The organism is Leisingera sp. ANG-M1 (assembly GCF_000813745.1).
Lineage (GTDB): Bacteria > Pseudomonadota > Alphaproteobacteria > Rhodobacterales > Rhodobacteraceae > Leisingera.
In genome coordinates, this window is record NZ_JWLC01000001.1 from 1 (window position 1) to 22,779 (window position 22,779).

The following is a 22,779-nucleotide window of genomic DNA, read 5'->3' on the forward strand; positions in this document are numbered from 1 at the left end:
TTTCTTTGCCGCAAGGCAGCGGCTCCCGCACCCCACCAGCGCATCCCGGCTGGACGGGGCGGTGGGGATGGCAGATAGTCCTTTCATGCCAACAAACGATTTGAAACAGATCAGCAAATTTCTCAGCTACCTCCTGCGGCATAATCCTGGCGACCTTGGCCTGGAGATGGACCGGCATGGCTGGGTGCATGTCGAAGATATCCTTGCCAAGGCGGATCAGCCGCTGACCCGGCAGCAGATTGAAGAAACGGTCCGGACCAGCAGCAAGCAGCGGTTTTCCCTGTCCGCCGATGGCGCCCGCATCCGCGCCAACCAGGGACACTCCTTTCCTGTCGACCTCGGGCTGGAGGCCATCGCGCCGCCGGACATTCTCTACCACGGCACCGCCAAGAAGAATCTTGCGGTGATACTGGCGGAGGGGCTGCAGCCGATGGAACGCCAGCATGTTCATCTGTCCTTGGATCAGGAAACTGCCCGCGCTGTCGGCTCCCGGCATGGCAAACCAGTTGTCCTGCAGGTGGATGCCGCTCGGATGCAGGCAGAGGGTCATGCGTTCTTCCTTTCAGCAAACGGTGTCTGGCTTTGCCTGTCAGTACCGGCCCGGTACTTGCGGCAGTGAAACCCGCTCCTTCAAACCGCACCCGCAAGCTGGAGCGCCGCCTAGGCGACGGGATGCGCGCCCGCCTGCCGGTGGCAGTCTCCGAGTTCATCATGTTCACCCTGAAGCAGGGCTGGGCCGCAATTTTCGGCATTTTGCTTCTGGGCGGACTGATCGTGACCGACCGGATCTGGCAGGAGGACTGGCCGCTGGCGCGCTATGACGCGCTGCTGGCCTATGCCCTGCTGCTGCAGGCGGTGCTGCTGGCAACCGGCATGGAAAGCTGGCGCGAGGTGCGGGTCATTCTGCTGTTCCATCTGACCGGAACCGCTATGGAAATTTTCAAAGTCCAAGCAGGTAGCTGGGCCTATCCCGGCGGCGGCCTGATCAAACTGTGGGATGTGCCACTGTTTTCCGGGTTCATGTACGCCTCTGTCGGCTCTTACATGGCGCGGGTGATCCGGCTGTTCGGCATGCGGTTCGCGCCCTACCCGCCCTTTTGGGCAACCGTTCTGCTGGCAGCTGCCATCTACGCCAACTTCTTTGCCCACCACTTCCTCCCGGACATCCGGCTTGGGCTGTTTGCCGCAACGCTGCTGCTTTTTGCCCGCACCCGCATCTGGTTCCGCATAGGCGAGCGCGTCTATTGGATGCCGCTGCCTGCAGCCGCCTTTCTGTCGAGCTTTTTCCTCTGGCTGGCTGAGAACGTCGGCACCGGCACCAGGACCTGGCTTTACAAAGGCCAGAGCAGCCATGACTGGGTAAGCCTGGCCAAGATGGGATCCTGGTACCTGCTGCTTTATGTCAGCTTTGTCACCGTTACGCTGGTGTTCCGGGAGGCATTGTCCCCTTCGCCAGTCTCCGCCCGGCAGATGGCAAGCCGCCGTCAGCCCGCGCCCGCAGCGGAATGAACCGCAGCGGCCGGGCGGTTGAGTGTGCTCCTCCGATTTGGCGGATCACGATACCGGCTGACGCCCCATCAATGCAGCCGCAGCCAGCTGCACCGCGCCGGGCTTCAGATCAGCCCGCGCCAGCGCAGCACGAGGATCAGCAGTGCCAGAACGGCAAGGACGGAAAAAGCCATACTGCCCAGCACGCCCAGCCAGAACCCTTTGCGCCGGTCGGCGAGATCAATCTTTTCCAGATACGCCTTCACTTCGCGCACGGCGCCGCGCAGCGGTTTTTCATCGACGGTCAGCCGCAGTTTGGGATGATCCAGCAGCGGCAAGGCATCGGCGATTTTCATACCTTGTTTGTAGATGCGGCGGGGAATGCGGCGGCGGGCGCGCTTCAGCGCTGCGGCCAGATCGCCCGAGGCATGCTCACGCTCTTTCAGCAGGGTGCGGATCTCTTCGATGTCCTGTTCCAGGCTGGCGGCCATTCCGGCTCTCTCCCTTGCTGCGGTGCGGCCCTACCCTAGCGTGCGCCGGGCCGGGTCTCAATGGGGGTGGCAAGCCTTTGCCTGCACGGCTATCAAGATCGCATGCTGAACACGATCACACACGGCTCTGCCACCGACAAAACCCCGCTTCTGATTGCCCATGGGCTTTACGGCTCCGCCCGCAATTGGGGTGTTATTGCCAAGCGCCTGTCGGATGAACGGCTGGTGGTGGCTGCAGACATGCGCAACCACGGCGACAGTCCGCGCACCGATAGCCATACCTATCCGGAGCTGGCTGCGGATCTGGCCGAAGTCATCGCGGCCCATGGCGGCCGGATGGATGTGATCGGCCATTCTATGGGCGGCAAGGCCGCGATGACGCTGGCTTTGAACCACCCGAAGGCGGTGCGCCGCCTGGTGGTCGCCGACATTGCACCGGTGGCCTATGGGCACACGCAAATCCAGTATATCCACGCGATGCGCTCGGTGGATCTGGACACCGTGCAGCGCCGCCCCGAGGCTGCGGTGCAGCTGGCAGAGGCCGGGGTGGAACCGGCACTGCAGAGTTTTTTCACCCAGTCGCTGGATATCCCGAACAGGCGCTGGAAGCTGAACCTGGACACGCTGGCAAATCAGATGCCGAACATCATGTCCTTTCCTGAGATGGACGCCTCCTGGAACGGACCTGCCCTGTTTTTGTCAGGCGCCGAGTCGGACTATGTGCTGCCCGAACACCGCGATCTGATCCGCGCCCGCTTCCCTGCTGCCCGGTTTGCCAAACTGCCTGGCGCTGGCCATTGGCTGCACGCCGAGAAGCCGCGGGAATTCGAGGCTGCGGCGCGGGTCTTCTTGAACGCCTAGGCGCCGCGGGCGTAAAGCTGCTTGGCCACCAGCCAGGCCACCGGCATACCCAGAACCGCGCCAATGGCAGCCGAGGCCAGGATGGCCGGAACCGTGGACATGCCTGCGACCAGGACCACGATAACACCAACGCCTGCCAGGCTGCTGCCGATCAGCGAGTAAAGAACGGATGCAAGGCGCAACATGGGGTCTCTCCTATAACTGCCGAGTCTCTCTGGCTTCAGGCATAGGGAGAGTGGAGGGCTGCCGCCTTGATCAGGATCAGATGGCACACCAATCAAAAAAGGCGGCCCCGAAGGGCCGCCGGCAGCTGACTATCCGGGGAGGAACTGGTCAGCCGATTTCCACGAAAACCCGGCCGCCTTCGACCTTGACCGGGTAGGTCTTGAGGTCCTCATGAACCGGCGCCGACAGCGCCTTGCCGGTGCAGATGTCAAAGCGGCCGCCGTGCAGCGGGCATTCGATGACGCAATCGATCACTAGCCCGTCCTCCAGGCTCTGCTCCTCATGGGTGCACATCAGGTCAGAGGCGAAGAACCCCTTTTCGGTGTTGTAGATTGCGTAGGACTTGCCCCCGTGCTCCCAGGAGATCAGGTCTTCTTCGTCGATGTCATCGGTGGCGCAGGCGTCTATCCATTGGCTCATGCTTTTTGGCTCCTGAATATCGTGTATCTTGTGTTGGCGGGTTCAGGCGTGAACCGGCGTCCATTTGTCCAGCGCTTCGCGCAGTTTCTCGTGCTCGCCGCCGCTCATGGCAACGGTATGGGCAGCGTCGGGGAAGGTTCCGGCCTTCACCTCGTCGCGGAAACCGGTGAGGCCTTTCTCGCGCTCGGCTGCCAGGGCTTTGCGCACCGACAGCATGTCGGCCCAGGCCTTGGCATGGCGCGGCGGGTTTTCCACGTCACCGCAGATATCCATCATGAAAGAGAAGATGATGTCGCCGCCCGAGCCCGCGCCGATGGAATGGGTCACCAGAGAAGTCCGTTTGTTGATCTCCTGCAATGCCTCAACCGCGACGCATTCGACCTCTGCCGCATAGGCGCCGGCATCCTCCAGCCGTTTGAAGTCCTGAAACAGGCGCATCGCCTCTTCCGCGGTCTTGCCGATGGTGCGCAGGCCGCCCACCCGGGTCGACAGCCGAGGCACCAAGCCGAGGTGGCCCTGCACGCAGAGCCCCTCGGCCGTCAGACGCTCCACAGTCTTCAAGCCCCGCGGAGTGTAGATCGCATCAGCACCGCGCTCGGCCACCCGGATGGCGGCGCGCAGGGCTTCGTCTTCGGTGGCGTATTGCACCATGGTCTGCGAGCCGGTGACAAAGGTGTTCGGCGCGCCGCGGCGGATGGCTTCGATATCCACGTCCGCAATGGTGATCAGATCGATCCCCAGTGCCTCAAGTGTGGCGGCTTCTTCCTCCGTCTGGGCATCGACCTGGGTCATCTTCACGCCTGCCGCCTTGTTGGCCTGGATGCAGGAGACGGTCAGGTTGCGGCGGGCCGGCTGCCCGCCATAGGTGTAGACGTTTTTCATCGCTGCCTCACATGGTCCGCTGCGCGACGCGCTCCACCGGGCCGCCCTCGGTGATCATATGCGGCGCCTGGCGGATGGTGGCGGCCTTGGTCGGGCGGCCCAGCGAGCGGCGCAGCACCACCGACATCACTTCAAGGTTGGTCTTGAAGAAGCCCGGATCCGGCTCCGGCAATTGCTCCTGCACCGCCTCGGCCAACTTGGGCAGCGCGTGGAACGGCACCTGCGGGTAGAGGTGATGTTCGACGTGGTTGTTCATCTTCATATAGAGGAATTCAGCCAGCCAGTTGCTGCGGAACGAGCGGGTGCTTTCCAGGATCGAAGGAGAGTTCTCCTGCAGTTCCACATGCTGGATCAGGGTGAACAGCAGCATGACAGGCGCGCCCAAAACCCGCGGAACGACGATCAGCCAGACCGGCCACCAGATGCCAAAGAAGGGGGCCGCAGCGATCAGCGCATAGATGGCCAGCATGATACGCGCATTGCGGGTCATCTTGGCAAACTCGCCCTCCGGCGTGACCATCTTCATTGTGTCGGTGTAATGGCCCACCGCCAGTTGCACAAAGACCTGCATGTGGAAGCGCAACAGCGCAAAACCGGTGATCTCAGCCAGCCAGCCGCCAAAGCCCATTGGGGTATCGAAGGGCATCTGGCTGTCCTTGCCGACCCACCAGGTATGGGTGTGGTGATTGGTGTGGGTATAGCGGCGGTGCAGCGGCTCCTCCATGTAGAGGAGCGAGGTCACCCACAGCACGGCTTCGTTCAGCCAGCGGGTGCGGAAGGCGGTGCCATGCGCGGTTTCATGGCTGAAGGAATAGGCCGGCACGGTCAGGAAGATTCCGTGCAGCAGCATTGCAGGCCACACCCAGATCGTTCCGAGCGTGGCCCAGACCAGGGTGCCAGTGGCGGCCAGGAAGGCAATCCACTGCGCTATGTAGATCAGACCAGGCCTGTCGCTGCGGGCGGCGATGGATTTCAGCGTCTTCTTGTCGAGTTTCACACCCGAGGACGCGGCATTTGTAGGGACGTAATCAGGCATCTGGAACCTTCTGGATGGCTGAAGAGGTGTTTCGATTGGATGCAGCAAGCCGCCGGGCAGAACGTTGTCCTGCCCGTGGCCTCATTGCCTGCGTGGAGTGCCTGCCTTAGCTGGCGTAGTTGGAGCCTTCGTCGTCGAGGATCGCCTTCAGCTCGGCCAGGTGGCGCTCCGCCTGATCCGGGTAATCCTCCAGCTCTTGCGCGGTCTTCTCGGCGATCTCGTCGCTCAGCACCCGCAGCTTCTGGCCGGTTTGCAGCGCCCGGATATAGGTCTCGGCAGCGCGCTCGAAATAATAAAGGCGGTTGAAGGTATCCGCGACGGTATCGCCAATCACCAGCACCCCGTGGTTGCCCATGATCATGGTTTTGACCTTGGGGTCGCTCAGCATCGAGGCGCAGCGCTCGCCCTCACTGTCGAAGGCCAGCCCGCCGAATTCACCATCAACCACATGGCGGTTGTAGAAGGTGGCGGTGTTCTGGTCGATCGGCGGCAGGGTGCTGTCGGCGAGGCAGGCCAGGACGGTGGCGTGGATCGAGTGCACATGCATTACGCAGCGCGCATGCGGGCACAGCCGGTGGATCGAGCCGTGCAGGCCCCAGGCGGTCGGGTCCGGCGCTTCGGGGCGCTCCATGGTCTTGGGGTCGTTGGCGTCCAGGAACAAAAGATCCGAGGCCTTGACGCGGCTGAAGTGCACCTGGTTCGGGTTCATCAGAAACTGGCTGCCGTCCTCGTTCACCGCCAGGCTGAAATGGTTCGCCACCGCCTCATGCATGTTCAGCCGTTCAGTCCAGCGGAACGCCGCGGCCATATCGACGCGCTCCTGCCAATGGGTGAGGTTCGGGCTCAAATCCGCTTGCTTGTTCATTCTGGCGCCTCCCAAAAGTTGCTGCATCATTGGTGCCAGCCGCAATCGCTGCTGACAAACGATTGATTCACGCGTAATGCATTAATTGAACTAATGCATAGGTCATGCGTCAATGTCTTCCCCAGGCTCGCCCTCTCCTTCCCTGCCCCCGCTCACCTGGCTGCGTGCCTTTGAGGCCAGTGCGCGGCACCTCTCATTCACCCGCGCCGCCGGCGAGCTGAACCTGACGCAATCGGCAATCAGCCAGCATGTGCGCAGCCTGGAGAACTTTCTGGGCCGCGAGCTGTTCATCCGCAAAACCCGGGCGCTGGAACTCAGCGAGGCCGGAGCCAATTACATGCCCATCGTGCGCGAGGCCTTTGACCTGATTGCGGCCGGCACCCAGGCCTTTACCGGCGGCGACCAAGGGCGGCACTTGGTGCTGCAGTGTAATATGGCCTTTTCGGTGTTCTGGCTGTCGCCGCGCCTTCCACGACTGTACGAGAAATTCCCCTGGCTGGTGCTGAACATCGTAACCCCGATCTGGGACCCGGAGCGTCATGCCAGCTCGGCCGGAACCGAGATACGCTTTGGCCGGCCGAATGACATGTCGGCCGCCGCGATCCGGCTGACCCGGGACAGGTTCTACCCGGTCTGCGCGCCGGGCTACCAGGGCGGTGAAGTCGATTTCGCCACTGCAAACCTGCTGGATTGTGCGGGGGTAACAGGCTCTTGGGGCGCATGGTTCAAGTCGCAGGAACTGCCGTTTGAACGCAATCACGAGATCCAGCTGGCCTCCACTTACGTGATTGCCATGACCGCTGCGGTGAATGGCGCCGGCATTTCCATGTCGCATGACACCTTGGCGGGCGGGCTGCTGGAGAGCGGTCAGCTGGTCAAGGCCAGCGAACACTCGGCAGAATTGTTGGAGAACTACTTCCTGCTACCGCCACCAAGCCATTCTAGCACGCCAGCGTCGCGGGCGTTTCTGGATTGGCTTGAGGGAGAACTGCCGCCTGTTTAGAAAGTCCCGCCCGGCTGAAGGCCGGGCAGCGCCCGACCGCCCCCATGGGCGGGCGCTACGCTTCCGCCTGCGGCCGGGCCCCGCCCTCAGCGTAAATCAGCCATTTTCAAAATTCTCCAACAAGTCCTGCCGAATGTTCGCAATACGCCCGCGCCTTGCGCCATTTCGCGCTTGCTGTTAAACGCGCGGCACCGGTCGCAGCCTACCCGGTCACCAAAACAAGGGTTCAAACATGAAGACTATCGTTATCTGCTCGGGCGGGCTGGATTCCGTTTCGCTTGCCCATATGGTCGCTGAGGAGCATCAGCTGACCCGTCTTGTCTCTTTCGACTATGGCCAGCGCCACCGCAAAGAGCTCGACTATGCCACCGCCGCGGCCAAACGGCTGGGCGTGCCGCATGACATCATCGACATGCGCGGGATCGGCGCCGCCCTTTCCGGCTCAGCCCTGACCGATGACATCGACGTGCCGGACGGCCACTATGAAGAAGAGACCATGAAGGTCACTGTAGTGCCGAACCGCAACGCGATCATGCTCACCATTGCTTATGGCATCGCCGCTGCCAACGGGGATGAGGCCGTGGCCACTGCGGTGCATGGCGGCGACCACTTCATCTATCCGGACTGCCGCCCGGCCTTCACCGAGGCCTTTGACGCCATGCAGCGGGCAGCGCTGGACGGCTATGCGGACGTTCGGCTCTATACGCCCTTTGTGCACCGCACCAAGGGCGACATCGTCACCGCGGGCGCCAAGCACAACACCCCCTTTGCCGAGACTTGGTCCTGCTACAAGGGCGGCGACAAGCATTGCGGCCGCTGCGGCACCTGCGTCGAGCGGCGAGAGGCCTTCCATCTGGCAGGCGTAGAGGATCCGACCGACTACGCCGACCCGGATTTTTGGAAAGCCGCCATAGCAGGCAAGGACGGCGCCTGATGTTCCGGATTACCAAGGAGTTCCATTTCTCGGCCTCGCATCAGCTGACGCACCTGCCGTCCGACCACCAATGCGCCCGGATGCACGGGCACAACTACATCGTGGTTGTGGAACTGGCGGCCAAGGAACTGAACAGCGACGGTTTTGTGCGCGACTATCACGAGCTAAAGCCGCTGAAAGACTACATCGACGGCACCTTTGACCACCGGCACCTGAACGACGTGCTGGACTGCCACTCGACCGCCGAAAACATGGCCAAGCATTTCTACGACTGGTGCCATGCGCGCTGGCCGGAAGTAACGGCTGTGAAAGTCTCGGAGACACCCAAAACCTGGGCGGAATACAGACCGGGTTTCGGGCCATGAGCTTGCGCATCGCGGAAATCTTCGGCCCCACGATCCAGGGCGAAGGCGCCCTGATCGGAGAGCCTACGGTGTTTGTGCGCGCGGGCGGCTGCGATTACCGCTGCTCCTGGTGCGACAGCATGCATGCGGTCGACAGCGCCTACCGCCACGACTGGGCAGTAATGGCGCCCGAGGAGGTCATTGGCGAGGTACGGCGTCTTTCGGGCGGCAAACCACTGACGGTGTCGATCTCCGGCGGCAACCCGGCAATCCAGGACTTTGCCCCGGTGATTGCCTACGGCAAGGCCGAGGGCTACCGCTTTGCCTGCGAGACCCAGGGCTCGGTCAGCAAGCCGTGGTTTGCGGATCTCGACACGCTGGTGCTGAGCCCGAAACCGCCCTCCAGCGGCGAGAAGGTGGACTGGAAAGCCTTCGACCAGTGCCTTGAGGCCGCCAAGGGCTGCGGCCAGGCGGTGATGAAGATCGTCATCTTTGACGACAAGGATTACGCCTGGGCCAAGGCCGCCGCCGAACGCCACCCAGAATTGCCGCTGTACCTGCAGCCGGGCAACCCGGAAGTGGACCCGGATTTGCCCGTCGACCTCAACCAAGCCACTGACCGGCTGCTGTGGCTCATCGAAAAAGTAACCGGCGACGGCTGGTTCACCCCCCGCGTCCTGCCCCAGCTGCATGTGCTGGTCTGGGGCAACAAACGCGGCGTCTGAAGATAGGAACCTGACATGTCTGACAGCATCTACAGCAACCTGAAGCAGCTGGGCGGCGACACCATCGTCCCGCAAAGCCCGGAACAGGCGGAACTGGAGCGGGTCCAGAACCCGCAAGCCGACGTGGCTTATAACGTGCGCTTCACCGCGCCTGAGTTCACTTCGCTCTGCCCGATGACCGGACAGCCGGACTTTGCGCATCTGGTGATCGACTATGTGCCGGGTGAATGGTTGGTCGAAAGCAAATCGCTGAAGCTGTTCTTCACTTCCTTCCGCAACCACGGCGCCTTCCACGAGGATTGCACCGTCTCCATTGCCCGCCGCTTGGCGGACTTCCTGGAACCGCAATGGCTGCGCATCGGCGGCTACTGGTACCCGCGCGGCGGCATTCCGATTGACGTGTTCTGGCAGACCGGCCCGATGCCCGAGGGCGTCTGGATCCCTGACCAAGGCGTGCCGCCTTACCGCGGCCGCGGCTGACGGAATACGCTCCCGGCCTTAGAAATCAGCACCCTGGCAGCCCACCTGCCGGGGTGTTTTCATTTCAGAACAGCCTGTTATCCCGATTTGCACTCACTGTGCAAACAACCGAAAATGTTTGAAACTCAACCAGCATACCGCAAAAGTAGTTAAGATTTTAGATAAATCACACTCTTTGGCGGCACCGGTAAGAATTTCCGGCTATCCGGAAGTGGGACTAATGCGACGGGGGATCTGAATGAACTTTCTGGATTTGGGAAAAACACTTGCGGGGCATCTGCAAACGCTTTCGCAAGCCGGCCTCCAGGTTGAAATGTTCACAGATTTCGAGAAGGTGCCCGAGACCGCTGCCCAAACCGGCCGCCAGTTCCAGATGCCCGGTTTTGCCATTGAACGTGCTGACCACACCCGCAACTCTGCCTTCTGGCTGTTTCTAAAGGACGATGGCAGTTATATCGGCGGCGCCGCGGCGATGCTGCAGGACCTTGGGCGCGAGACTTTGGCCGACTATCTGCTGCGCACCTCCCGCCATCACTTCCCGAATGGCGCCGGAGGCGGCGTGGAGAGCGTGGCCGAGCCTTTGGCGCGCGAAGTCAGCGGACGCCTGGCCTATATCGGGGAGCTGAATTTCCTGCCCGGCTACCGCGGCAAGCGGGCCGAGCGGCTGGAGCCCTTTATGCGGATCTTCCAGGTCCTGGCGATCCAGAAATGGGATGTGGACTGGATCTACGCTTTTATCCCCGACCGCCACATGCAGGCGCGCCTGGACCTGGTCTACGGCTTCAGCCGCGCCATTCCGCGGGCGCAGAAATGGCGCGACCCGGAGCCGGAAGTGCGCAGCAGCAGCGAATGGTTTGTCGGCTCCTCCCGGCTGGAGATGGAGCACATGCTGCAGAGCGATTTAGCCAAATTTGATATCCTGTGAGAAATTGACCACCAGGAGCTTTCCGCCCGGCAGGTAGACCGGCGCCAGAACCCTCCGGTACTGGCGGGTGAAGCGGCGCCCGTTCAAGAGCTTCACGTCGATTGAGGGATGGGTGATAACCGGCTCGCCCCGGCTGATCGCCTCGCTGTGGGCCATCACCAGGTCGGCATTCAGTTTCTCGCTGAATCCGTTCAGAGTATCCCGCAACTGGCCGCTGTCCGAAACTTCAAAGCAAATCGAAGCAAGGCTCGCCGGTCCGGACCGGATCGGCTGAATGCGGTTCTTCTCCGGGTCCGGCGGCTCAAACGTATCCACATGCTGCTGCAGCCTGTCGAAGCCCTCCAAGCGGCCGCTGTTGGCAAACCACCAGTCCAGGAAATCCTGCAGCGAGACATCGCAGCCCCGGTACTGCCGCGTCCGCGCCGCGGCCTGCATCCGAGCGTTCAGGATCTCGAAGGCTTTGCGCTCTTCCTCCTCCGCGCGCTGGTCCGGAAGAAGCCCTAAACCGGCAGTGTCTGACGAGAAATAATGAAACGACACCCCGAGCCCGCGCGCCAGCGCATCCAGTGTGGTCCAGCCAATCTCGCGCTGGTGTTTCAATGCGCTGTTGAAAGTGCCGTAGGGAATGCCGCATTTCAGCGCCGCCTGCCGGTGGGACAGGTTCATATCCGCCAGCAAAGCGGAAATCTTTTCGTGAATAAGCGCCATACCTCAAGGATCTTTCACAATCTGCAAAACATCTTGCACAAAATTACCGCAACAGCAATGCAATCCTTGCGTGATATTGCTAGATTGGAAACAAGTAATACGGCTGGCCTGTCCAGGCCAATAGGACGCCTGGCTGCAACACCTTAAGCATACAGGCAAGTTTCTGTTGCCGCAGCAGAGGCTGCCGCCCTAGGCTTGCCAGGCATTGCCCGGGAGATTTGACTTTGAGCGACACCATCATCTATTTCGACGGATGCACGACATTCGGCAATGCCGCCGGGACCGTTCAAGTTGAACTGCAGGCAAACATGCTCGATCCGGTGCCCAGCGGCGGCGTCGAAGTCAGAAGCGAAGTGACGGCCCGCCTCAGATGCAGCAGCGCTGCGGCCCGGCAATTGATCGAAGCCTTGCAACGCGCCGTCGCCATGGCAGAAGACCCTGGTTCCGGTTCAAGCCCTGCCAAAAACTGACCTCCTTGCGGAGGAAATCCGCACAAGCCCTGTTCCTCCGTGCTCCAGATGCAGGCCGGGCTGCTGATTTCCCCGTCTCTAACGTGGCAAACGGCGCGGTAAAGGCCGGCGTCAATCTGACCAGCAGGCACACAGCTGCCCAATGAGTACCACTCCCCGAAAAACTGGAATGGGACACTCTGGAGATTTCTCTTTGAAATCAATGGTGCGGACGGCGGGACTCGAACCCGCACGGCCATAAGGCCAGGAGATTTTAAGTTATAGTTGAAACCTTTAGTTTCAGCGTCTTGCAAGATTTTACTCCCACAGACAAAGCAGGAACAAAGGGTGAAGGTGGGAGCAGGTTTTCCGAGCCGAGTTGCAGTTAGTGCCCCAACCCTGCCCGGGTCTTTTCCGGCCTTGTCGGCAGCTTTTCGGGCGCCGGCACATCGTGCCTCTCCAGCCACTCCTTCATGCCCAGCCATCTGTCTTGCGGCTTTGGTGGCCAGCGCCATTGATCCTGCTCAGACATGCTGCGCTCCAGTCCCTGCCACCACCCAAGCTTGAGGCGCAGTCCATGGCTTTTGGCCCAGGCGCGAAACGGCGCAGCCCAGGCGTCTTGATTGGCGGCTTCAATCGCCTGCCGGAGGTCTTCGGGGATCGTGAAAGGCCATTCTCTCATCATGAGAACATACGTAGAACAAAGGGACGGCCGGAGGAAAGCTAAGTTTTGCAGTAGCCCGGCATGCGCCCCTTGAATGGCCCAGAAGCCTGCTGAACTTCTGAATAGGCGCCGGCCTGGTCATATCGTGCGCACCGTCCGCATTGCCGTTGCTCAATCAGCACTGCGCCAATATCGCGCCCATCCGGCAGCCGGCAGCGGCCGACCTCCCGGTCATAGGTCTTCTCCCCTGTCAAATCGCAGGCGACAGCTTTTCCGCGCACAAGGGCAGAGACGGCGCGTTTGGCGCTCTCCCCTAACTCAGTCCCGCGCTCATCGCAGGTGAGCCCCTGTAGGCGCACAGGAACGCCGCTCACCTCGATTGTATCACCGTCCCTTACGTGGCTGACGGCGCCGTAAAGGTCGGCGTCGACCTGTTCAGCTGGCACACAACTGTGTAACGCCAGCCCAACCAGTGCAAAGAGAGATCGAATAGAGAGAGCTGTTCGTATCATAGGGTCAGGATAAATCCGGCAAGTTAAGATCCGGGGTTTAGCTCAGGCGGCTGTTTGCGAATACTCACCTGGCCGTCACCCCCCCCTTCAAACACAATCGCACACTTTCTGGCTGTCCCATTCCATTCAACGCTGGAATTCAAGCACTCCCTAAAACGTCGGCAACTCCAACTTTAAAACGCAAAAGACAGCGAACCAAAGAAACGTTCCCAAGCCGGTCTAAGGTTTTCCACCCACAACTAAAAAACGACGATAAGACAGTTAAAATACTCACTTAATACCCCCACAATTCAATCCACATTTACCACCGCAAACTCTCCTTATGCGGTATACTTTTTTAACAGAATACCCCCAGGATCAAAAACAGAACATATCATGAACATTTTCGGTGGGTAGTTATCATGGCAATCTTCAAAGTCTACGATCAAACAGGTGCTAGCGTACCTGAAACGGTTACTGAAGACCATTTTGGCGTCAACATGGTCACAATCTATGACGAAGAGTTCGGGGACCCATCCTCGGGCCTACCTGATCTCGTCGGGGAACTTGGCGTCACAAACCTCCGTTTTCCTGGTGGTGCCGCGACCGAGTATTACTTCGACATGACCAACCCCAATGCAGAGCGGTCTCATTTCAACCCAGAGCAAACCTTGTTGCCAATGGACAAGATGTTCGAACAAGCTGGCAACCTCGGCGTGTCGGTCTCGATAGTCGTACCTACGAGAACTGCTTTTTCCCAAGGGGCAAAAGAGGCTATGATTTCAGGGGATTACGGCTCCAGAAGTGAAATCAGCGCCGACTATCTTAGGGACTTGAATTCCTACCTGAGTGACGCTGTTCGGGAAGCTCAAAGTCATGGTGTGCGCCTCTCCGCGATTGAACTAGGCAACGAGTTTTGGGGCTCAGGGGAGATGACCGCCATCGAGTATGGGCTCTTGGTCGCCAAACTTCTTCCTCACATCAACAGCTTCTTTGAGGATGCCGGTTTGAGTACTCCAGACCTGATCGTTCAAGGAACCTCTGCAGCATCTGTGGTTTTCTCCCCAAACCAAGACACAGTTGCGTACATTGACCCGGACGAGGAGCTTTTCCCAATTCACTCTCAAGGGCAGATCGAGAACGAGTTCAACGGGGTTCCCCCCAGCAACTGGATTAAGGTGGAGATCCCTGGCCAAGGTCCGGCCTACCATCAGGTGCGCGATCTTGTGTCCCAGATAAACGACGTTCCAGGTTCAGCTGATCTGGTCTCCGGAATCGTGCACCACCATTACGTCAGAGAGGGATTGTCGGCCGTTGATGATGCGAACGCCTTTATGTTCAGCCAGTACAATCGTTTTGAGAGCTATCTGGATAGGTCCTCAGACCTGCCCGCCCTAGACTTTCACGTCACCGAATGGAACGCGAACGTCTACGGTGAAAATGCCCGCGGGCTGGAGCACGCGGCAATGATGGTTGAAATGTTCTACGAACAGGTCACCCATGGAATAGATACTTCTCAAATTTGGCCTCTGACATTCGACAGGACGCAAGTTATCACTCTGTCTGACTTAAAGATGGAGGAATTGACCATTGCCGGCGAGACATATTCTCTGATGCGTGAGCATCTTGTCGGCACGAAACCCATTCTCGACTGGTCGTATGAAGGGAAAGTGGACATCCACGGGTTCACGGACGATGAGAATTTCGTTTTCATCGCTTCCGAGAGAAGCGGTTTCTCGCAAAGCGACACAGGGCTCAATTTATCGCAGTTTGTCGGTGACGATCTCTATTTCGTCAAAACCACAACTTTGTCCGACGGTGGGAAAGGCGGCGCAGACCATAGGGCCTCTCCAGTTGTGAGTCATGAGGAAAGCAAAACCATGGATGATGGCACCATCATGCTTGATCTTGATCCTTGGAGCTTGGCTTTCATTGAGTTCACAAAAATCGGAGACGGCAATGACACCGTCGACGGAAGCGGAAACAAGGACGTGATCCACGGTCTCAATGGAGATGACCTCTTTCAAGGTCACTCGGAAAGTGACAGGCTTTACGGCGACGGGGGCAATGATACGCTCTACGGCGGGCAAGGCCATGATTACCTTGAAGGCGGAACCGGCAACGATCGGCTGCTCGGGGGCTACGGTCGAGACGAAATTTCCGGAGACAGTGGCAACGACACAATCAAGGGGGGCGCCTGGCACGATACACTTTCTGGATCGAGTGGCCGCGATAAGATCTTCGGCGATTCAGGGCGCGATGAGATCTATGGCGGGAGTTCCAATGACACCGTTTTCGGCGGGACGTGGAACGACACTATCTGGGGTGGTTCCGGCCGGGACAGGCTCTATGGAGGCGACGGCCGGGATAAAGTCTTCGGCGGGAATGGCAACGACCGCATCTATGGTGGGGATTCTAACGACACCGTTAAAGGCGGCTATGGCGACGACACTATTTATGGAGGCGAGGGGTCCGACTACATCCAAGATGGCGGTGGTCAGGACGTGCTGAAAGGCGGTGTCGGTGCCGATCACTTTGTCTTCGTGAAGGATCAGGAGACTGACCGAATTCTTGATTTTGAAGTGGGCATTGACCTTCTGGATCTCCGGAAGTGGCAGGTTGATCAGGCTAGCGACTTGATCTTCTCGGAATCTACATCGGGCGGGAAAGTAACGGTCTCTATCGAATATGAAGGTGACCACCTAATCATAGACGATGTGACCGAAGCCCAGTTGGTCGAGGTGCTCCAAAACGGCACTCTTTTGATCTAGGGCCACAACTCCGAGGGTCTGCCATCATTACGGACCTTCGGAGCTGTACAAGCCTCAAAGGACGAGGCGCTCGATACTATGGACAAGGGGTTCTAAGATCCCCTTGTTTTGTTCACGTTCAAACTCACCTCATGGCCATTAAATCTTGATAAAACTCACACACCCAACCTATATTTCGCGGCTACTTTTGACGAGACACAAGGGGTAGTTGGTTCATACAGTCACCCTTCCATTCCGTTGACACTTTGTTAACCAGCCTTTCTGCACCATCAGATCCATACTCCCGCAGAAAATACCTTCAGGAGAATGCAATGGGCTATTCAGTGCACCCAAGGTTCAGCCCCGGTGGAAGGTCATACAGCTTTCAAGAAGTCCAATGCCTCTTGAAGGTTTCCAGCTCTGTCTTGCACGATCTTGTCGCGAGGAACATTGCAGGATGCAACTTTACAGCGGGCTACTTGGAACCGCAGCTTTTGCTATTTCATTCTGATTTGGACATTTTGGCCGCCCATTTGTATTTTGCAGTTCCCCCGCAAAAAGAGCCGCCCTACTCTAGGCAGCTTTTATCAATTGCATCAGTGGATGCACTCGACAAATCCGGCATTTTAAGAGAGAACCATGCCCCGAACGAGACGGAGTTTGAAGAAGTCATCTCTACGAATGACGTCTTAACCGCATTAGGGTTTATAGAATACGCGCCCGAAATTTCCGAGCAAGCTCATGGATTTTGGCAGATCCTTACAGGTAGTCAAAATGGGCTTCCAGGAGTTGACTGGGCTACAAGACAGACATTCATCCACTAGCGCCTTCCACAAATCATCGAGTTTTTGCATAATAGCAGAGGGCTACCAAATTGCAGCCTTCCAGACTTGATGCTTCACAGCCGCAGGCCACTCCCGTCAACATTTTCACGCTTGATCAACAAAGGGGGCCGGTTTTCGAAAACTCTGATGTCCTTCAGCCAGCCACTCAGGACCCACTACCTCCGCTCCTGTATGTCTCGCCGAAGAAGCAGCGCCGCCTAGCGGGACGCTGCCTTTAGAAGACTCGATCACCGAGTTCAGGTATCAATTTTCTGCTAGCGTCAATTAGTCGTCTTCAGCAGATGTGCCCGCTGTTGGGAAGTCGACCACTTCGCATTCCAAGTCCTTGAGGGGAGTAGTTTTACACCCGTTTTCTTCGAGGAAGTTTCTGACCTCAGCGTCCTCCGGCTGAACAACGACATACCCCTCGTCCGTCAGAAATTTCATAACTCCAGCGAACATATCGTTGTCCAGGCTCTCGAAAAAGGCCTCTATTTGCTTCTCGTCGGCAGGTTCGTCGAAAGAGGGGTCCTCTTCATCCTCAGGCTGGTCTTCAAAAGGAATGCGTGCCTTGACCTGTTTCCACTTGTCCACAAAATCTGGATCTGGCGTCTTGGTTGTTACCCCCAAAGAGTTGGGTCCGATGTAGTAACGAATTATTGGACACATGACTAAGCTCCTACAGTTGCAGAGCACTGCCGGTCGCAAGCCCGGATCAATTGCGCTGCTTTTGATGAATGGAGGGGTGACCTCCTAGATCATAGAGCTCGATTTTCCTCGGCGTCTTTTCTTGGGGTCGGAGCTAAAGACCAGCAAACAATCAACCACCGCACACAATGCGTTTCCATGCCTCGCGAAGAAAACTGCAGCCGCATGGCTCCCAAGTTCCATCGCGCAAGCACTTTACCCCCTGGCACTTTCTGAAGGGGGCGATACGATAGCATTTGGGTTTCTACCTGAAGATCAGCGCAAACCCCCATCGAGCATAGCGGCCACAGTGGGACAGAAGCCGGCCAAATAAGTTCTCCGCACTTCTTCAAGTCCCTAACTGCCGCGCCCCGACGTTATTAAAACTACACGGCAGACTGATTTCGATGTTCGATGACTGTTCTCACGCTATGAGCCGGTCGTAAAGAAACTACTAATCTAGTAGTTGAAGCCACCTCAACAATTCGCGTGTCCTTTAGCCCACACCACTAAATGTAAGCATCTAGTTCGACATGACTTCATCGCATTAACCTAACGCCTCACAATGAAGTGAATTTTGCGCAATTTTTACCAAAAGTTTCAAAGCCAAATGCCGTTAGGTATTCAAAAAGGCGGTCAGGCTGGACGTTTCCGCCACCGTGAGCGCCCGATTGATAACGCCATACGCATAGAGCTTTGGACTACCTGGCAGCAGCCGTGCACCTGTATTGATGGTTTGGCCGGAGTTGATGGTGACGCCGGTTTCATCCGCCCACCATTCGGTGGCATCGCTACCCAGATCCGGAAGTTCCACCTGCAGATAGCCCCCAACCTGATCATCAACCAGATACCAAGCCCCGCCCGCTTCTTGTGCTAGCAAGGGCCGGTGATCGTCATCCACCGGCTGCAGGGCATGATGGCCCGGGATGACGCGTGCAGATACGTTGTCCACCGAGCCCAAGAACCCGTTAGAGCGGAACTGCAGCTCATCGGAAACAGTGCCCGCCTGCAGGATTAGCTCATAGAAACCTGTTGGCGAACTGGCCTCCCAGACGATGGCACCACCGAGGTAGATCCTCAGGTTCGCTCCGCCAGCCTTCACGGTATCGAAGGTGACCAGGCAGAACTTGCCCTGTGAGCCTGCGAGGTTCTGTTTTCCCGCGTCGTTCGCGGCGGACAGGTTCAGGACGCCACCGGAGATACTGGCACCATTGTTCATGGTCCAGCTTGCCGAAGTATCGAAAACGCCGTTAGCCACCATCTCAGCTTCTAGGCCGCTGATGCGCTGGCTGAGGGGGACAACACCTTCTGCAACTCGAATGCCCTGGCTGCCGTCCAGCACCAGCGCCACAGGGTCACCCGCTCCGGAAACGAATTGTTGGCCGTGAATGTCCCGAAACAAACCGGCCAGCGTGGAAAGGTCCAGCAAACTACCCATGCCACCACCAGCAAACAATGCGGCCGGGCTGAAGGCACGGCGGCGCCCGCGCATCGCCGCGCCCGTCACAGAAAGGCCGACCCCCAGCATTAGAACCAGCCCACAACGGTTGCCGTGGTGCCGGTTGCCTCGATGCCCACAGCCGAGAACCCGAAGGTTTCGCCAGCGGTGACAGGGTAAGTGATGATGGTGCCGGCCTCGTCGCGGATCGAAAGATCCCCGTCCGTCAGCACGCGCAGAACCCGCGGCCGGGTGGACAAATCCTGACCGTCCTGGGGAGTGATTGTAAATTGGCGTCTTGCCGGGCTCTCAAAGCCGCTGACGCGCCCGGCAAGGGGATTTGCTGGGGGCATGGGTCTATCCTTTTGATGGGAGGTGTGGTGCGGGCACCTTTGGCGCCCGCTGGGGCGTTCCAGGTTAGGATTGAGGCTCCGGCAAGATCTGCTCCAGCTTGGCCCTGGCGATGTTCCTGAGAACCGCGTTCTCGGGCCTGAGCGCATTCAAGGCGTCTGGCACAGAGTTGCCGGCATAGCTGATTGCCGCCTCGATTATCGCCTCTCTTCCGGCGCTCGCCTTGTGTCTGAGCGCGGCCTGCAAACCGGTCATAAGCGCGCTGTGAAGGGCCTCGCGGTGCTTGGCCTCGATCTCGATGCCGAACCGCTTTTTCGCAGCCATGGCAGCTGCGCCGATAAGGCTTGCCAGGACAAGGCCGACTGCCTCCAGCAGGTACGGCATGAATAGCGGCAGAAGATCATTCCAGTTCATGGTTCTTTCCTTTCATCAGGCTTCATTGGTGGAGAGAATTGCGCCACTGGCATCAAGCAGCGGCAGCGGGCGCTGGTAGGCAGCCGGCCACGCCTTGGGCCAGCGCAGGGCCAGCAGGCGGCTTGCGGCTATCCAGCTATCTCGGACGGAATCGGACTGATTGCCGCCGCGGATCAGGTACCGGTTGCGGACCGGGTCATAGCCAACCGCGAAGCCGACGTGTCCGCCCTTGCCACGGGTAAAGCTGGCCACGGCGCCATAGACCTTGCCGCATTCGATCCCGAAATGAGCGAAGTTGCGCGCCCAGTACGGATTGCTCTCCAGGCCATCCGGCAGCGGCTCGCCCGGAAGCGCCAGCTCAAGAGCGGTGATTGCGGCGTCACCGCACCATGGATAAACTGCCGGATCGCCCAGGGTGGAGCCATCCGAGGCCAACCATTCGCGCAGGGCAGCATTGTCCCGGTCTTCATGCAGGCCCATCACCTTGCCAATTTCCACCAGCCAGGGTGGTTCCGGCGCGGTATCCGGGCCGAACCGGCGCGGTGCCAGCTCTTCCGCGGCGGCGGCCAGCCGCTCCAGTGTGATCGGACCAACATAGAACCGGGCGCGAAGCCCCTGCCCTCGCTTGAATTCGATCACCGCAGCCTGCGTTTTCGGCCCGGCGATGCCATCGATCGCACCGGTGTAAAGGCCGAGCGTCTTCAGCGCGCGCTGCAGCCAGCGCACGTCATAGCTATGCAATTTCATGGGATTTCCTTTCGGAAGCTAGAGCTGCGCCAGAACGGCCCCAAGGATGCCGAGCCAAACCAGCAGTGAGAGCGCCACACGAAAGCGGCGCCAAGTCTTTGTTCGGAAGAAGCGGTTCATGAGCCCGCCCCCATCAAGCGCCTCAACAGGAGGATGACAGGGCCGCGGAACCGGCTGAACGCATCATGCGCCACATAGGCGGCCAGGAAGGCGATGATCAGCGTCAGCGCCGGGTATTGAACCTCGAACCGAGCCTCTAGCCAATGGGCCACCATGGGGCCGCCCAGAACGCCGATCAGAAGGTTAAACACCGCCACCGCCACCGCGGGCCGGAAGCGCAGTTCTTCCCCCTCCAGCAGCGCCAGCGTCACGCCGAGGAACGCCACGACCACCACCGCCCAGTTGGTTCCGTACTGAGCCAGCCAGCCGCCAGCCACGCCAAAGAACCCCGCCAGCGCGGAGCCGAAGCTTTCGAATTTCATGAGATCACCTGTCCTCAGAATTCCCCGGCCAGCTCAGCCACGCCGGGCGGCACGTCCGGCCAGTTTCCGTCCGTCTTGGCCGCACGCATGGCGTGGATCCAGGCAAGCCCGGCGCGGTAAGTGGCCATCTGTGCATCATCCAGAACGCCGGCGCCTGCAGCGGCAGCCAGGTTCATTTGGGCCGTTTGGTCCACCACCGCGAAGATCCGGGCACGGCACTCCGCCTTGCGCTCAGCTGCCAGAACAGCAGCCGCAGCCGCTGCATTGGCTTCAGCTGTGACAACCTGTGCCCAGTCAATGGCGCCCTCCTGCGGTGCTTCCACTTCCTCGCCCTCAAAGCCTGCCAGCGGGCCGTCCTCTGCCGTCTCAACCGGCTGCGGGAACCGCGTCTCTTCAGGTGCATCAGAGCCGTGCGGCAGGCAGAGCGTCAGGCAAACGGCTCCGCCGGCGTTCTCCACATCCGACGCCAGCCATTCGCAGCCCACCGCAGCCTGCGGCAGAGAGGCGCCGTCCGGTAGCGCTGTGAAGTCAAACACCTCGCCATTGATGACCAGGGCACTGCCCTGCTTGGCCACGGCCAGCGCCGCGTCCCGGCGAACCGGGGTCCAGTTGATCTTGAACATGGAGGGGCTCCTTTAGAACCAGCGGCCTGCGGCCAGCAGCGCACAGTTGTTGGATTGACGGGCGCCGCTGCCATCAAGGCAGTTGAAGTCAACGTAGCTTGTGGTGCTGGCGGGCGGCGCAACCACCCCGATCCGCACCAGCCCGGAAATCGGTGTGACGAAGGCTTGCGGTGCCGCGGCGAAGCTGGCGGGAAACGTCCAGCGTGTGTCGCCGCCGGTGCCGGCCGCCAGGCGATGCGTGCAGATCTGCGTGCCGTCCGCAAGCCGGACATACTCGCCGTTTGCGTTGCTGCCCCGCTCGAGTAAATCGCCGGTAGGGTTGCCGCCGCTCTGCGAAACGGTCCCGAGGACGGAGAAGAAATCCGCAGCACTCAGCCCTTGCAGGTAGTTCGGCATGGTGAGGAAGCACCATGTGAACGCATCAAGCACCCGCTGATTGAAACTGTCCGGCTGGTTCAGATCCGGCGCGGCCGGAGTGACAGGGAAATCAAGCCCCATAGGTAGCTCCCAGAATTTTGAGGTTCATATCGGAGGTGGAAGGGCCGGAAAGGACGGTGGAAAGCCTTTCATAGCGGCCATAGACGGTGGTGCCGTAGTCATTCCCGCCGGTGGTGAAATAGTAGAGGGCAAACTGGGCGCGGATGGAGTTCAGCCGCCGCTTGATGCGGCCGGCATCGGAGGTTTGAACCGCCACAGGAAAATCAGTGATATCCCGGTATCCCCGTTCCACAATGTCAACGTTGCCGAACTGGTCCTCGTTGAAGTCGCTGAAATCCTCGGTTCCGACTTCGGTATCATAGAGCGCGGTCCCGATCTGGAGCACATCGCCGAGCACCACCTCGGAAACCTCAGCCTGGCCGGAGCCATCGCCGATCAGGATCTCGATCTGATTGCCCGGCTGGCAGATGATATCCTCGAAGATGGCGAATTCCCGGGTGTCCGGAGGGACAAGCACCATGGTCAGCGCATCGATCATCTCGCCGTAATCCGCGAGCATCTGGGTACGCTCTACCAGGGTATCGCCTTCCTGGTTCCTCACCTTGACGGTGGCCGAGGCCGCCTTTGCGCCAACAAGCCCCACAGCCCGGACCAGAGACGCCGGCTCCACCACGAACTTGATCTGGCCCGCCTTGGTGGTCGGAGCCGACAGGCGGCGGTCAAAGGCCCGCCATCCGTTAGTTGCGCCGACCTCAAGCCAGCTCGCCGGGCTCGTCAGCGGGTCCGCCCCGGAGTTGCTGGCAACGGCGGATTCAAACACCTTGTGCTCAGCCGAAATGATGACCCGATCCCCGAGATTGTAGGGCGTGCCCGCATCCCATTCCGGGCCATCATCTTCCGGCACATTGGTGCTGATCAGCAAGGCCTCCGTCACGGTGACCGGAACAATTGCCCTCAGCATTACGCCTGCTCCTCCTGGATTTTGACGCCAACAACATCCTGCTTCTGCGCAAGCCGCTTGATCTCCTGGGCTT

General features: G+C 59.5%; 28 protein-coding genes. 12 read left to right on the forward strand and 16 right to left on the reverse strand.

Features of this window, described 5'->3' with window-relative positions; all coding sequences use genetic code 11:
* Positions 1-85 precede the first annotated feature (85 nt).
* Both RA19_RS00005 and RA19_RS00010 read left to right on the forward strand, forming a co-directional pair.
* Positions 86-619, forward strand: coding sequence for an RNA 2'-phosphotransferase (locus tag RA19_RS00005; RefSeq protein WP_039158663.1), 534 nt, complete (start codon positions 86-88; stop codon positions 617-619).
* A 53-nt stretch (positions 620-672) separates the two neighbouring features.
* On the forward strand, positions 673-1,509 hold the full coding sequence (locus RA19_RS00010; RefSeq protein WP_039158332.1) for a DUF817 domain-containing protein: 837 nt from the start codon (positions 673-675) through the stop codon (positions 1,507-1,509).
* 104 nt (positions 1,510-1,613) lie between these two features.
* Here RA19_RS00010 and RA19_RS00015 read toward each other — a convergent pair whose 3' ends face one another.
* Positions 1,614-1,979, reverse strand: coding sequence for a hypothetical protein (locus RA19_RS00015; RefSeq protein ID WP_039158335.1), 366 nt, complete (start codon positions 1,977-1,979; stop codon positions 1,614-1,616).
* Between the two features lie 102 nt (positions 1,980-2,081).
* Between RA19_RS00015 and RA19_RS00020 the strand changes: the two genes are divergently transcribed.
* A complete protein-coding gene (locus RA19_RS00020; protein WP_082020413.1) occupies positions 2,082-2,840 on the forward strand; it encodes an alpha/beta fold hydrolase in 759 nt (252 codons plus the stop codon).
* Here the strand turns inward: RA19_RS00020 and RA19_RS00025 are convergent.
* The 5 genes from RA19_RS00025 to RA19_RS00045 all read right to left on the reverse strand — a co-directional run bounded on the left by RA19_RS00025 (position 2,837) and on the right by RA19_RS00045 (position 6,268).
* Positions 2,837-3,025, reverse strand: a complete 189-nt coding sequence (locus RA19_RS00025; protein WP_039158342.1) for a hypothetical protein — start codon at positions 3,023-3,025, stop codon at positions 2,837-2,839. The genes RA19_RS00020 and RA19_RS00025 overlap by 4 nt on opposite strands.
* Before the next feature lie 148 nt (positions 3,026-3,173).
* Positions 3,174-3,485 carry a non-heme iron oxygenase ferredoxin subunit gene (locus tag RA19_RS00030; RefSeq protein WP_039158345.1) on the reverse strand — a complete coding sequence of 104 codons (312 nt, stop codon included), beginning with the start codon at positions 3,483-3,485 and terminating at the stop codon, positions 3,174-3,176.
* A gap of 42 nt (positions 3,486-3,527) precedes the next feature.
* The gene (locus RA19_RS00035) at positions 3,528-4,367 is read right to left on the reverse strand and encodes a 3-methyl-2-oxobutanoate hydroxymethyltransferase (RefSeq protein ID WP_039158349.1); all 840 of its coding nucleotides are present in this window, start codon (positions 4,365-4,367) and stop codon (positions 3,528-3,530) included.
* A gap of 7 nt (positions 4,368-4,374) precedes the next feature.
* Positions 4,375-5,403 (reverse strand): fatty acid desaturase, encoded by a 1,029-nt coding sequence (locus RA19_RS00040; RefSeq protein ID WP_082020414.1) that lies wholly within the window; start codon positions 5,401-5,403, stop codon positions 4,375-4,377.
* Positions 5,404-5,509: 106 nt separating this feature from the next.
* Positions 5,510-6,268, reverse strand: a complete 759-nt coding sequence (locus tag RA19_RS00045; RefSeq protein WP_039158356.1) for a class II aldolase and adducin N-terminal domain-containing protein — start codon at positions 6,266-6,268, stop codon at positions 5,510-5,512.
* 112 nt (positions 6,269-6,380) lie between these two features.
* Here RA19_RS00045 and RA19_RS00050 point away from each other — a divergent pair, with 112 nt between their 5' ends.
* The 6 genes from RA19_RS00050 (at position 6,381) to RA19_RS00075 (ending at position 10,679) form a co-directional block, all read left to right on the forward strand.
* A complete protein-coding gene (locus tag RA19_RS00050) occupies positions 6,381-7,271 on the forward strand; it encodes a LysR family transcriptional regulator (protein ID WP_039158358.1) in 891 nt (296 codons plus the stop codon).
* A gap of 232 nt (positions 7,272-7,503) precedes the next feature.
* Entirely contained in the window at positions 7,504-8,205 is a 702-nt protein-coding gene (gene queC, locus RA19_RS00055) for a 7-cyano-7-deazaguanine synthase QueC (protein ID WP_039158360.1), read from the forward strand.
* Positions 8,205-8,570, forward strand: coding sequence for a 6-carboxytetrahydropterin synthase QueD (gene queD, locus RA19_RS00060; protein ID WP_039158362.1), 366 nt, complete (start codon positions 8,205-8,207; stop codon positions 8,568-8,570). The genes queC and queD overlap by 1 nt, the downstream gene beginning before the upstream one ends.
* Complete coding sequence (gene queE / locus RA19_RS00065; RefSeq protein ID WP_039158363.1) at positions 8,567-9,274, forward strand: 7-carboxy-7-deazaguanine synthase QueE; 708 nt, start codon at positions 8,567-8,569, stop codon at positions 9,272-9,274. Before queD ends, queE begins: the two co-directional genes overlap by 4 nt.
* A 15-nt stretch (positions 9,275-9,289) precedes the next feature.
* On the forward strand, positions 9,290-9,754 hold the full coding sequence (gene queF, locus RA19_RS00070; protein ID WP_039158364.1) for a preQ(1) synthase: 465 nt from the start codon (positions 9,290-9,292) through the stop codon (positions 9,752-9,754).
* Between the two features lie 313 nt (positions 9,755-10,067).
* Positions 10,068-10,679 carry a hypothetical protein gene (locus tag RA19_RS00075; RefSeq protein ID WP_152615637.1) on the forward strand — a complete coding sequence of 204 codons (612 nt, stop codon included), beginning with the start codon at positions 10,068-10,070 and terminating at the stop codon, positions 10,677-10,679.
* Here the strand turns inward: RA19_RS00075 and RA19_RS00080 are convergent.
* A complete protein-coding gene (locus RA19_RS00080) occupies positions 10,656-11,387 on the reverse strand; it encodes a helix-turn-helix domain-containing protein (RefSeq protein WP_039158369.1) in 732 nt (243 codons plus the stop codon). The two genes, RA19_RS00075 and RA19_RS00080, sit on opposite strands and share 24 nt — an antisense overlap.
* A 224-nt stretch (positions 11,388-11,611) precedes the next feature.
* Here RA19_RS00080 and RA19_RS00085 point away from each other — a divergent pair, with 224 nt between their 5' ends.
* From RA19_RS00085 to RA19_RS00105, 3 genes are all read left to right on the forward strand, one after another.
* Entirely contained in the window at positions 11,612-11,857 is a 246-nt protein-coding gene (locus RA19_RS00085; RefSeq protein WP_152615638.1) for a hypothetical protein, read from the forward strand.
* Between the two features lie 1,556 nt (positions 11,858-13,413).
* Complete coding sequence (locus RA19_RS25580; protein ID WP_052261577.1) at positions 13,414-15,762, forward strand: calcium-binding protein; 2,349 nt, start codon at positions 13,414-13,416, stop codon at positions 15,760-15,762.
* 311 nt (positions 15,763-16,073) lie between these two features.
* Positions 16,074-16,565, forward strand: coding sequence for a hypothetical protein (locus RA19_RS00105; RefSeq protein WP_039158375.1), 492 nt, complete (start codon positions 16,074-16,076; stop codon positions 16,563-16,565).
* 285 nt (positions 16,566-16,850) lie between these two features.
* On the opposite strand, the gene RA19_RS00110 is transcribed toward RA19_RS00105, so the two are convergent.
* The 9 genes from RA19_RS00110 to RA19_RS00150 form a co-directional block, all read right to left on the reverse strand.
* Positions 16,851-17,195 carry a hypothetical protein gene (locus RA19_RS00110; protein WP_152615639.1) on the reverse strand — a complete coding sequence of 115 codons (345 nt, stop codon included), beginning with the start codon at positions 17,193-17,195 and terminating at the stop codon, positions 16,851-16,853.
* A gap of 673 nt (positions 17,196-17,868) precedes the next feature.
* Positions 17,869-18,780, reverse strand: a complete 912-nt coding sequence (locus RA19_RS00115; RefSeq protein WP_039158381.1) for a hypothetical protein — start codon at positions 18,778-18,780, stop codon at positions 17,869-17,871.
* Positions 18,780-19,043: a spike base protein, RCAP_Rcc01079 family gene (locus RA19_RS27730; RefSeq protein ID WP_039158384.1), complete on the reverse strand. Its 264-nt coding sequence runs from the start codon at positions 19,041-19,043 to the stop codon at positions 18,780-18,782. Before RA19_RS27730 ends, RA19_RS00115 begins: the two co-directional genes overlap by 1 nt.
* Before the next feature lie 64 nt (positions 19,044-19,107).
* Complete coding sequence (locus tag RA19_RS00125; RefSeq protein ID WP_052261578.1) at positions 19,108-19,455, reverse strand: hypothetical protein; 348 nt, start codon at positions 19,453-19,455, stop codon at positions 19,108-19,110.
* A 15-nt stretch (positions 19,456-19,470) separates the two neighbouring features.
* On the reverse strand, positions 19,471-20,202 hold the full coding sequence (locus tag RA19_RS00130) for an NlpC/P60 family protein (RefSeq protein WP_039158387.1): 732 nt from the start codon (positions 20,200-20,202) through the stop codon (positions 19,471-19,473).
* Between the two features lie 116 nt (positions 20,203-20,318).
* Entirely contained in the window at positions 20,319-20,684 is a 366-nt protein-coding gene (locus RA19_RS00135) for a hypothetical protein (protein ID WP_039158390.1), read from the reverse strand.
* Between the two features lie 14 nt (positions 20,685-20,698).
* Positions 20,699-21,307, reverse strand: coding sequence for a hypothetical protein (locus tag RA19_RS26830; RefSeq protein WP_193748203.1), 609 nt, complete (start codon positions 21,305-21,307; stop codon positions 20,699-20,701).
* A 12-nt stretch (positions 21,308-21,319) separates the two neighbouring features.
* Entirely contained in the window at positions 21,320-21,805 is a 486-nt protein-coding gene (locus tag RA19_RS27315) for a hypothetical protein (RefSeq protein ID WP_052261579.1), read from the reverse strand.
* Positions 21,795-22,706 (reverse strand): hypothetical protein, encoded by a 912-nt coding sequence (locus RA19_RS00150; protein WP_039158393.1) that lies wholly within the window; start codon positions 22,704-22,706, stop codon positions 21,795-21,797. Before RA19_RS00150 ends, RA19_RS27315 begins: the two co-directional genes overlap by 11 nt.
* Positions 22,707-22,779 lie beyond the last annotated feature (73 nt).

What these genes read in the sequence shown, in the direction of transcription:
- RA19_RS00005 (WP_039158663.1), top strand. Translation starts at nt 86, where the DNA reads ATGCCAACAAACGATTTGAAACAGATCAGCAAATTTCTCAGCTACCTC.
- RA19_RS25580 (WP_052261577.1), top strand. Translation starts at nt 13,414, where the DNA reads ATGGCAATCTTCAAAGTCTACGATCAAACAGGTGCTAGCGTACCTGAA.
- RA19_RS00050 (WP_039158358.1), top strand. Translation starts at nt 6,381, where the DNA reads ATGTCTTCCCCAGGCTCGCCCTCTCCTTCCCTGCCCCCGCTCACCTGG.
- RA19_RS00025 (WP_039158342.1), bottom strand. Translation starts at nt 3,025, where the DNA reads ATGTTGCGCCTTGCATCCGTTCTTTACTCGCTGATCGGCAGCAGCCTG.
- RA19_RS00010 (WP_039158332.1), top strand. Translation starts at nt 673, where the DNA reads ATGCGCGCCCGCCTGCCGGTGGCAGTCTCCGAGTTCATCATGTTCACC.
- RA19_RS00135 (WP_039158390.1), bottom strand. Translation starts at nt 20,684, where the DNA reads ATGAAATTCGAAAGCTTCGGCTCCGCGCTGGCGGGGTTCTTTGGCGTG.
- RA19_RS27730 (WP_039158384.1), bottom strand. Translation starts at nt 19,043, where the DNA reads ATGCCCCCAGCAAATCCCCTTGCCGGGCGCGTCAGCGGCTTTGAGAGC.
- queF (WP_039158364.1), top strand. Translation starts at nt 9,290, where the DNA reads ATGTCTGACAGCATCTACAGCAACCTGAAGCAGCTGGGCGGCGACACC.
- queC (WP_039158360.1), top strand. Translation starts at nt 7,504, where the DNA reads ATGAAGACTATCGTTATCTGCTCGGGCGGGCTGGATTCCGTTTCGCTT.
- RA19_RS00015 (WP_039158335.1), bottom strand. Translation starts at nt 1,979, where the DNA reads ATGGCCGCCAGCCTGGAACAGGACATCGAAGAGATCCGCACCCTGCTG.
- queE (WP_039158363.1), top strand. Translation starts at nt 8,567, where the DNA reads ATGAGCTTGCGCATCGCGGAAATCTTCGGCCCCACGATCCAGGGCGAA.
- RA19_RS00115 (WP_039158381.1), bottom strand. Translation starts at nt 18,780, where the DNA reads ATGCTGGGGGTCGGCCTTTCTGTGACGGGCGCGGCGATGCGCGGGCGC.
- queD (WP_039158362.1), top strand. Translation starts at nt 8,205, where the DNA reads ATGTTCCGGATTACCAAGGAGTTCCATTTCTCGGCCTCGCATCAGCTG.
- RA19_RS00130 (WP_039158387.1), bottom strand. Translation starts at nt 20,202, where the DNA reads ATGAAATTGCATAGCTATGACGTGCGCTGGCTGCAGCGCGCGCTGAAG.
- RA19_RS00125 (WP_052261578.1), bottom strand. Translation starts at nt 19,455, where the DNA reads ATGAACTGGAATGATCTTCTGCCGCTATTCATGCCGTACCTGCTGGAG.
- RA19_RS00150 (WP_039158393.1), bottom strand. Translation starts at nt 22,706, where the DNA reads ATGCTGAGGGCAATTGTTCCGGTCACCGTGACGGAGGCCTTGCTGATC.
- RA19_RS00035 (WP_039158349.1), bottom strand. Translation starts at nt 4,367, where the DNA reads ATGAAAAACGTCTACACCTATGGCGGGCAGCCGGCCCGCCGCAACCTG.
- RA19_RS00040 (WP_082020414.1), bottom strand. Translation starts at nt 5,403, where the DNA reads ATGCCTGATTACGTCCCTACAAATGCCGCGTCCTCGGGTGTGAAACTC.
- RA19_RS00030 (WP_039158345.1), bottom strand. Translation starts at nt 3,485, where the DNA reads ATGAGCCAATGGATAGACGCCTGCGCCACCGATGACATCGACGAAGAA.
- RA19_RS26830 (WP_193748203.1), bottom strand. Translation starts at nt 21,307, where the DNA reads ATGTTCAAGATCAACTGGACCCCGGTTCGCCGGGACGCGGCGCTGGCC.
- RA19_RS00020 (WP_082020413.1), top strand. Translation starts at nt 2,082, where the DNA reads ATGCTGAACACGATCACACACGGCTCTGCCACCGACAAAACCCCGCTT.
- RA19_RS00105 (WP_039158375.1), top strand. Translation starts at nt 16,074, where the DNA reads ATGGGCTATTCAGTGCACCCAAGGTTCAGCCCCGGTGGAAGGTCATAC.
- RA19_RS00045 (WP_039158356.1), bottom strand. Translation starts at nt 6,268, where the DNA reads ATGAACAAGCAAGCGGATTTGAGCCCGAACCTCACCCATTGGCAGGAG.
- RA19_RS27315 (WP_052261579.1), bottom strand. Translation starts at nt 21,805, where the DNA reads ATGGGGCTTGATTTCCCTGTCACTCCGGCCGCGCCGGATCTGAACCAG.
- RA19_RS00075 (WP_152615637.1), top strand. Translation starts at nt 10,068, where the DNA reads ATGTTCACAGATTTCGAGAAGGTGCCCGAGACCGCTGCCCAAACCGGC.
- RA19_RS00080 (WP_039158369.1), bottom strand. Translation starts at nt 11,387, where the DNA reads ATGGCGCTTATTCACGAAAAGATTTCCGCTTTGCTGGCGGATATGAAC.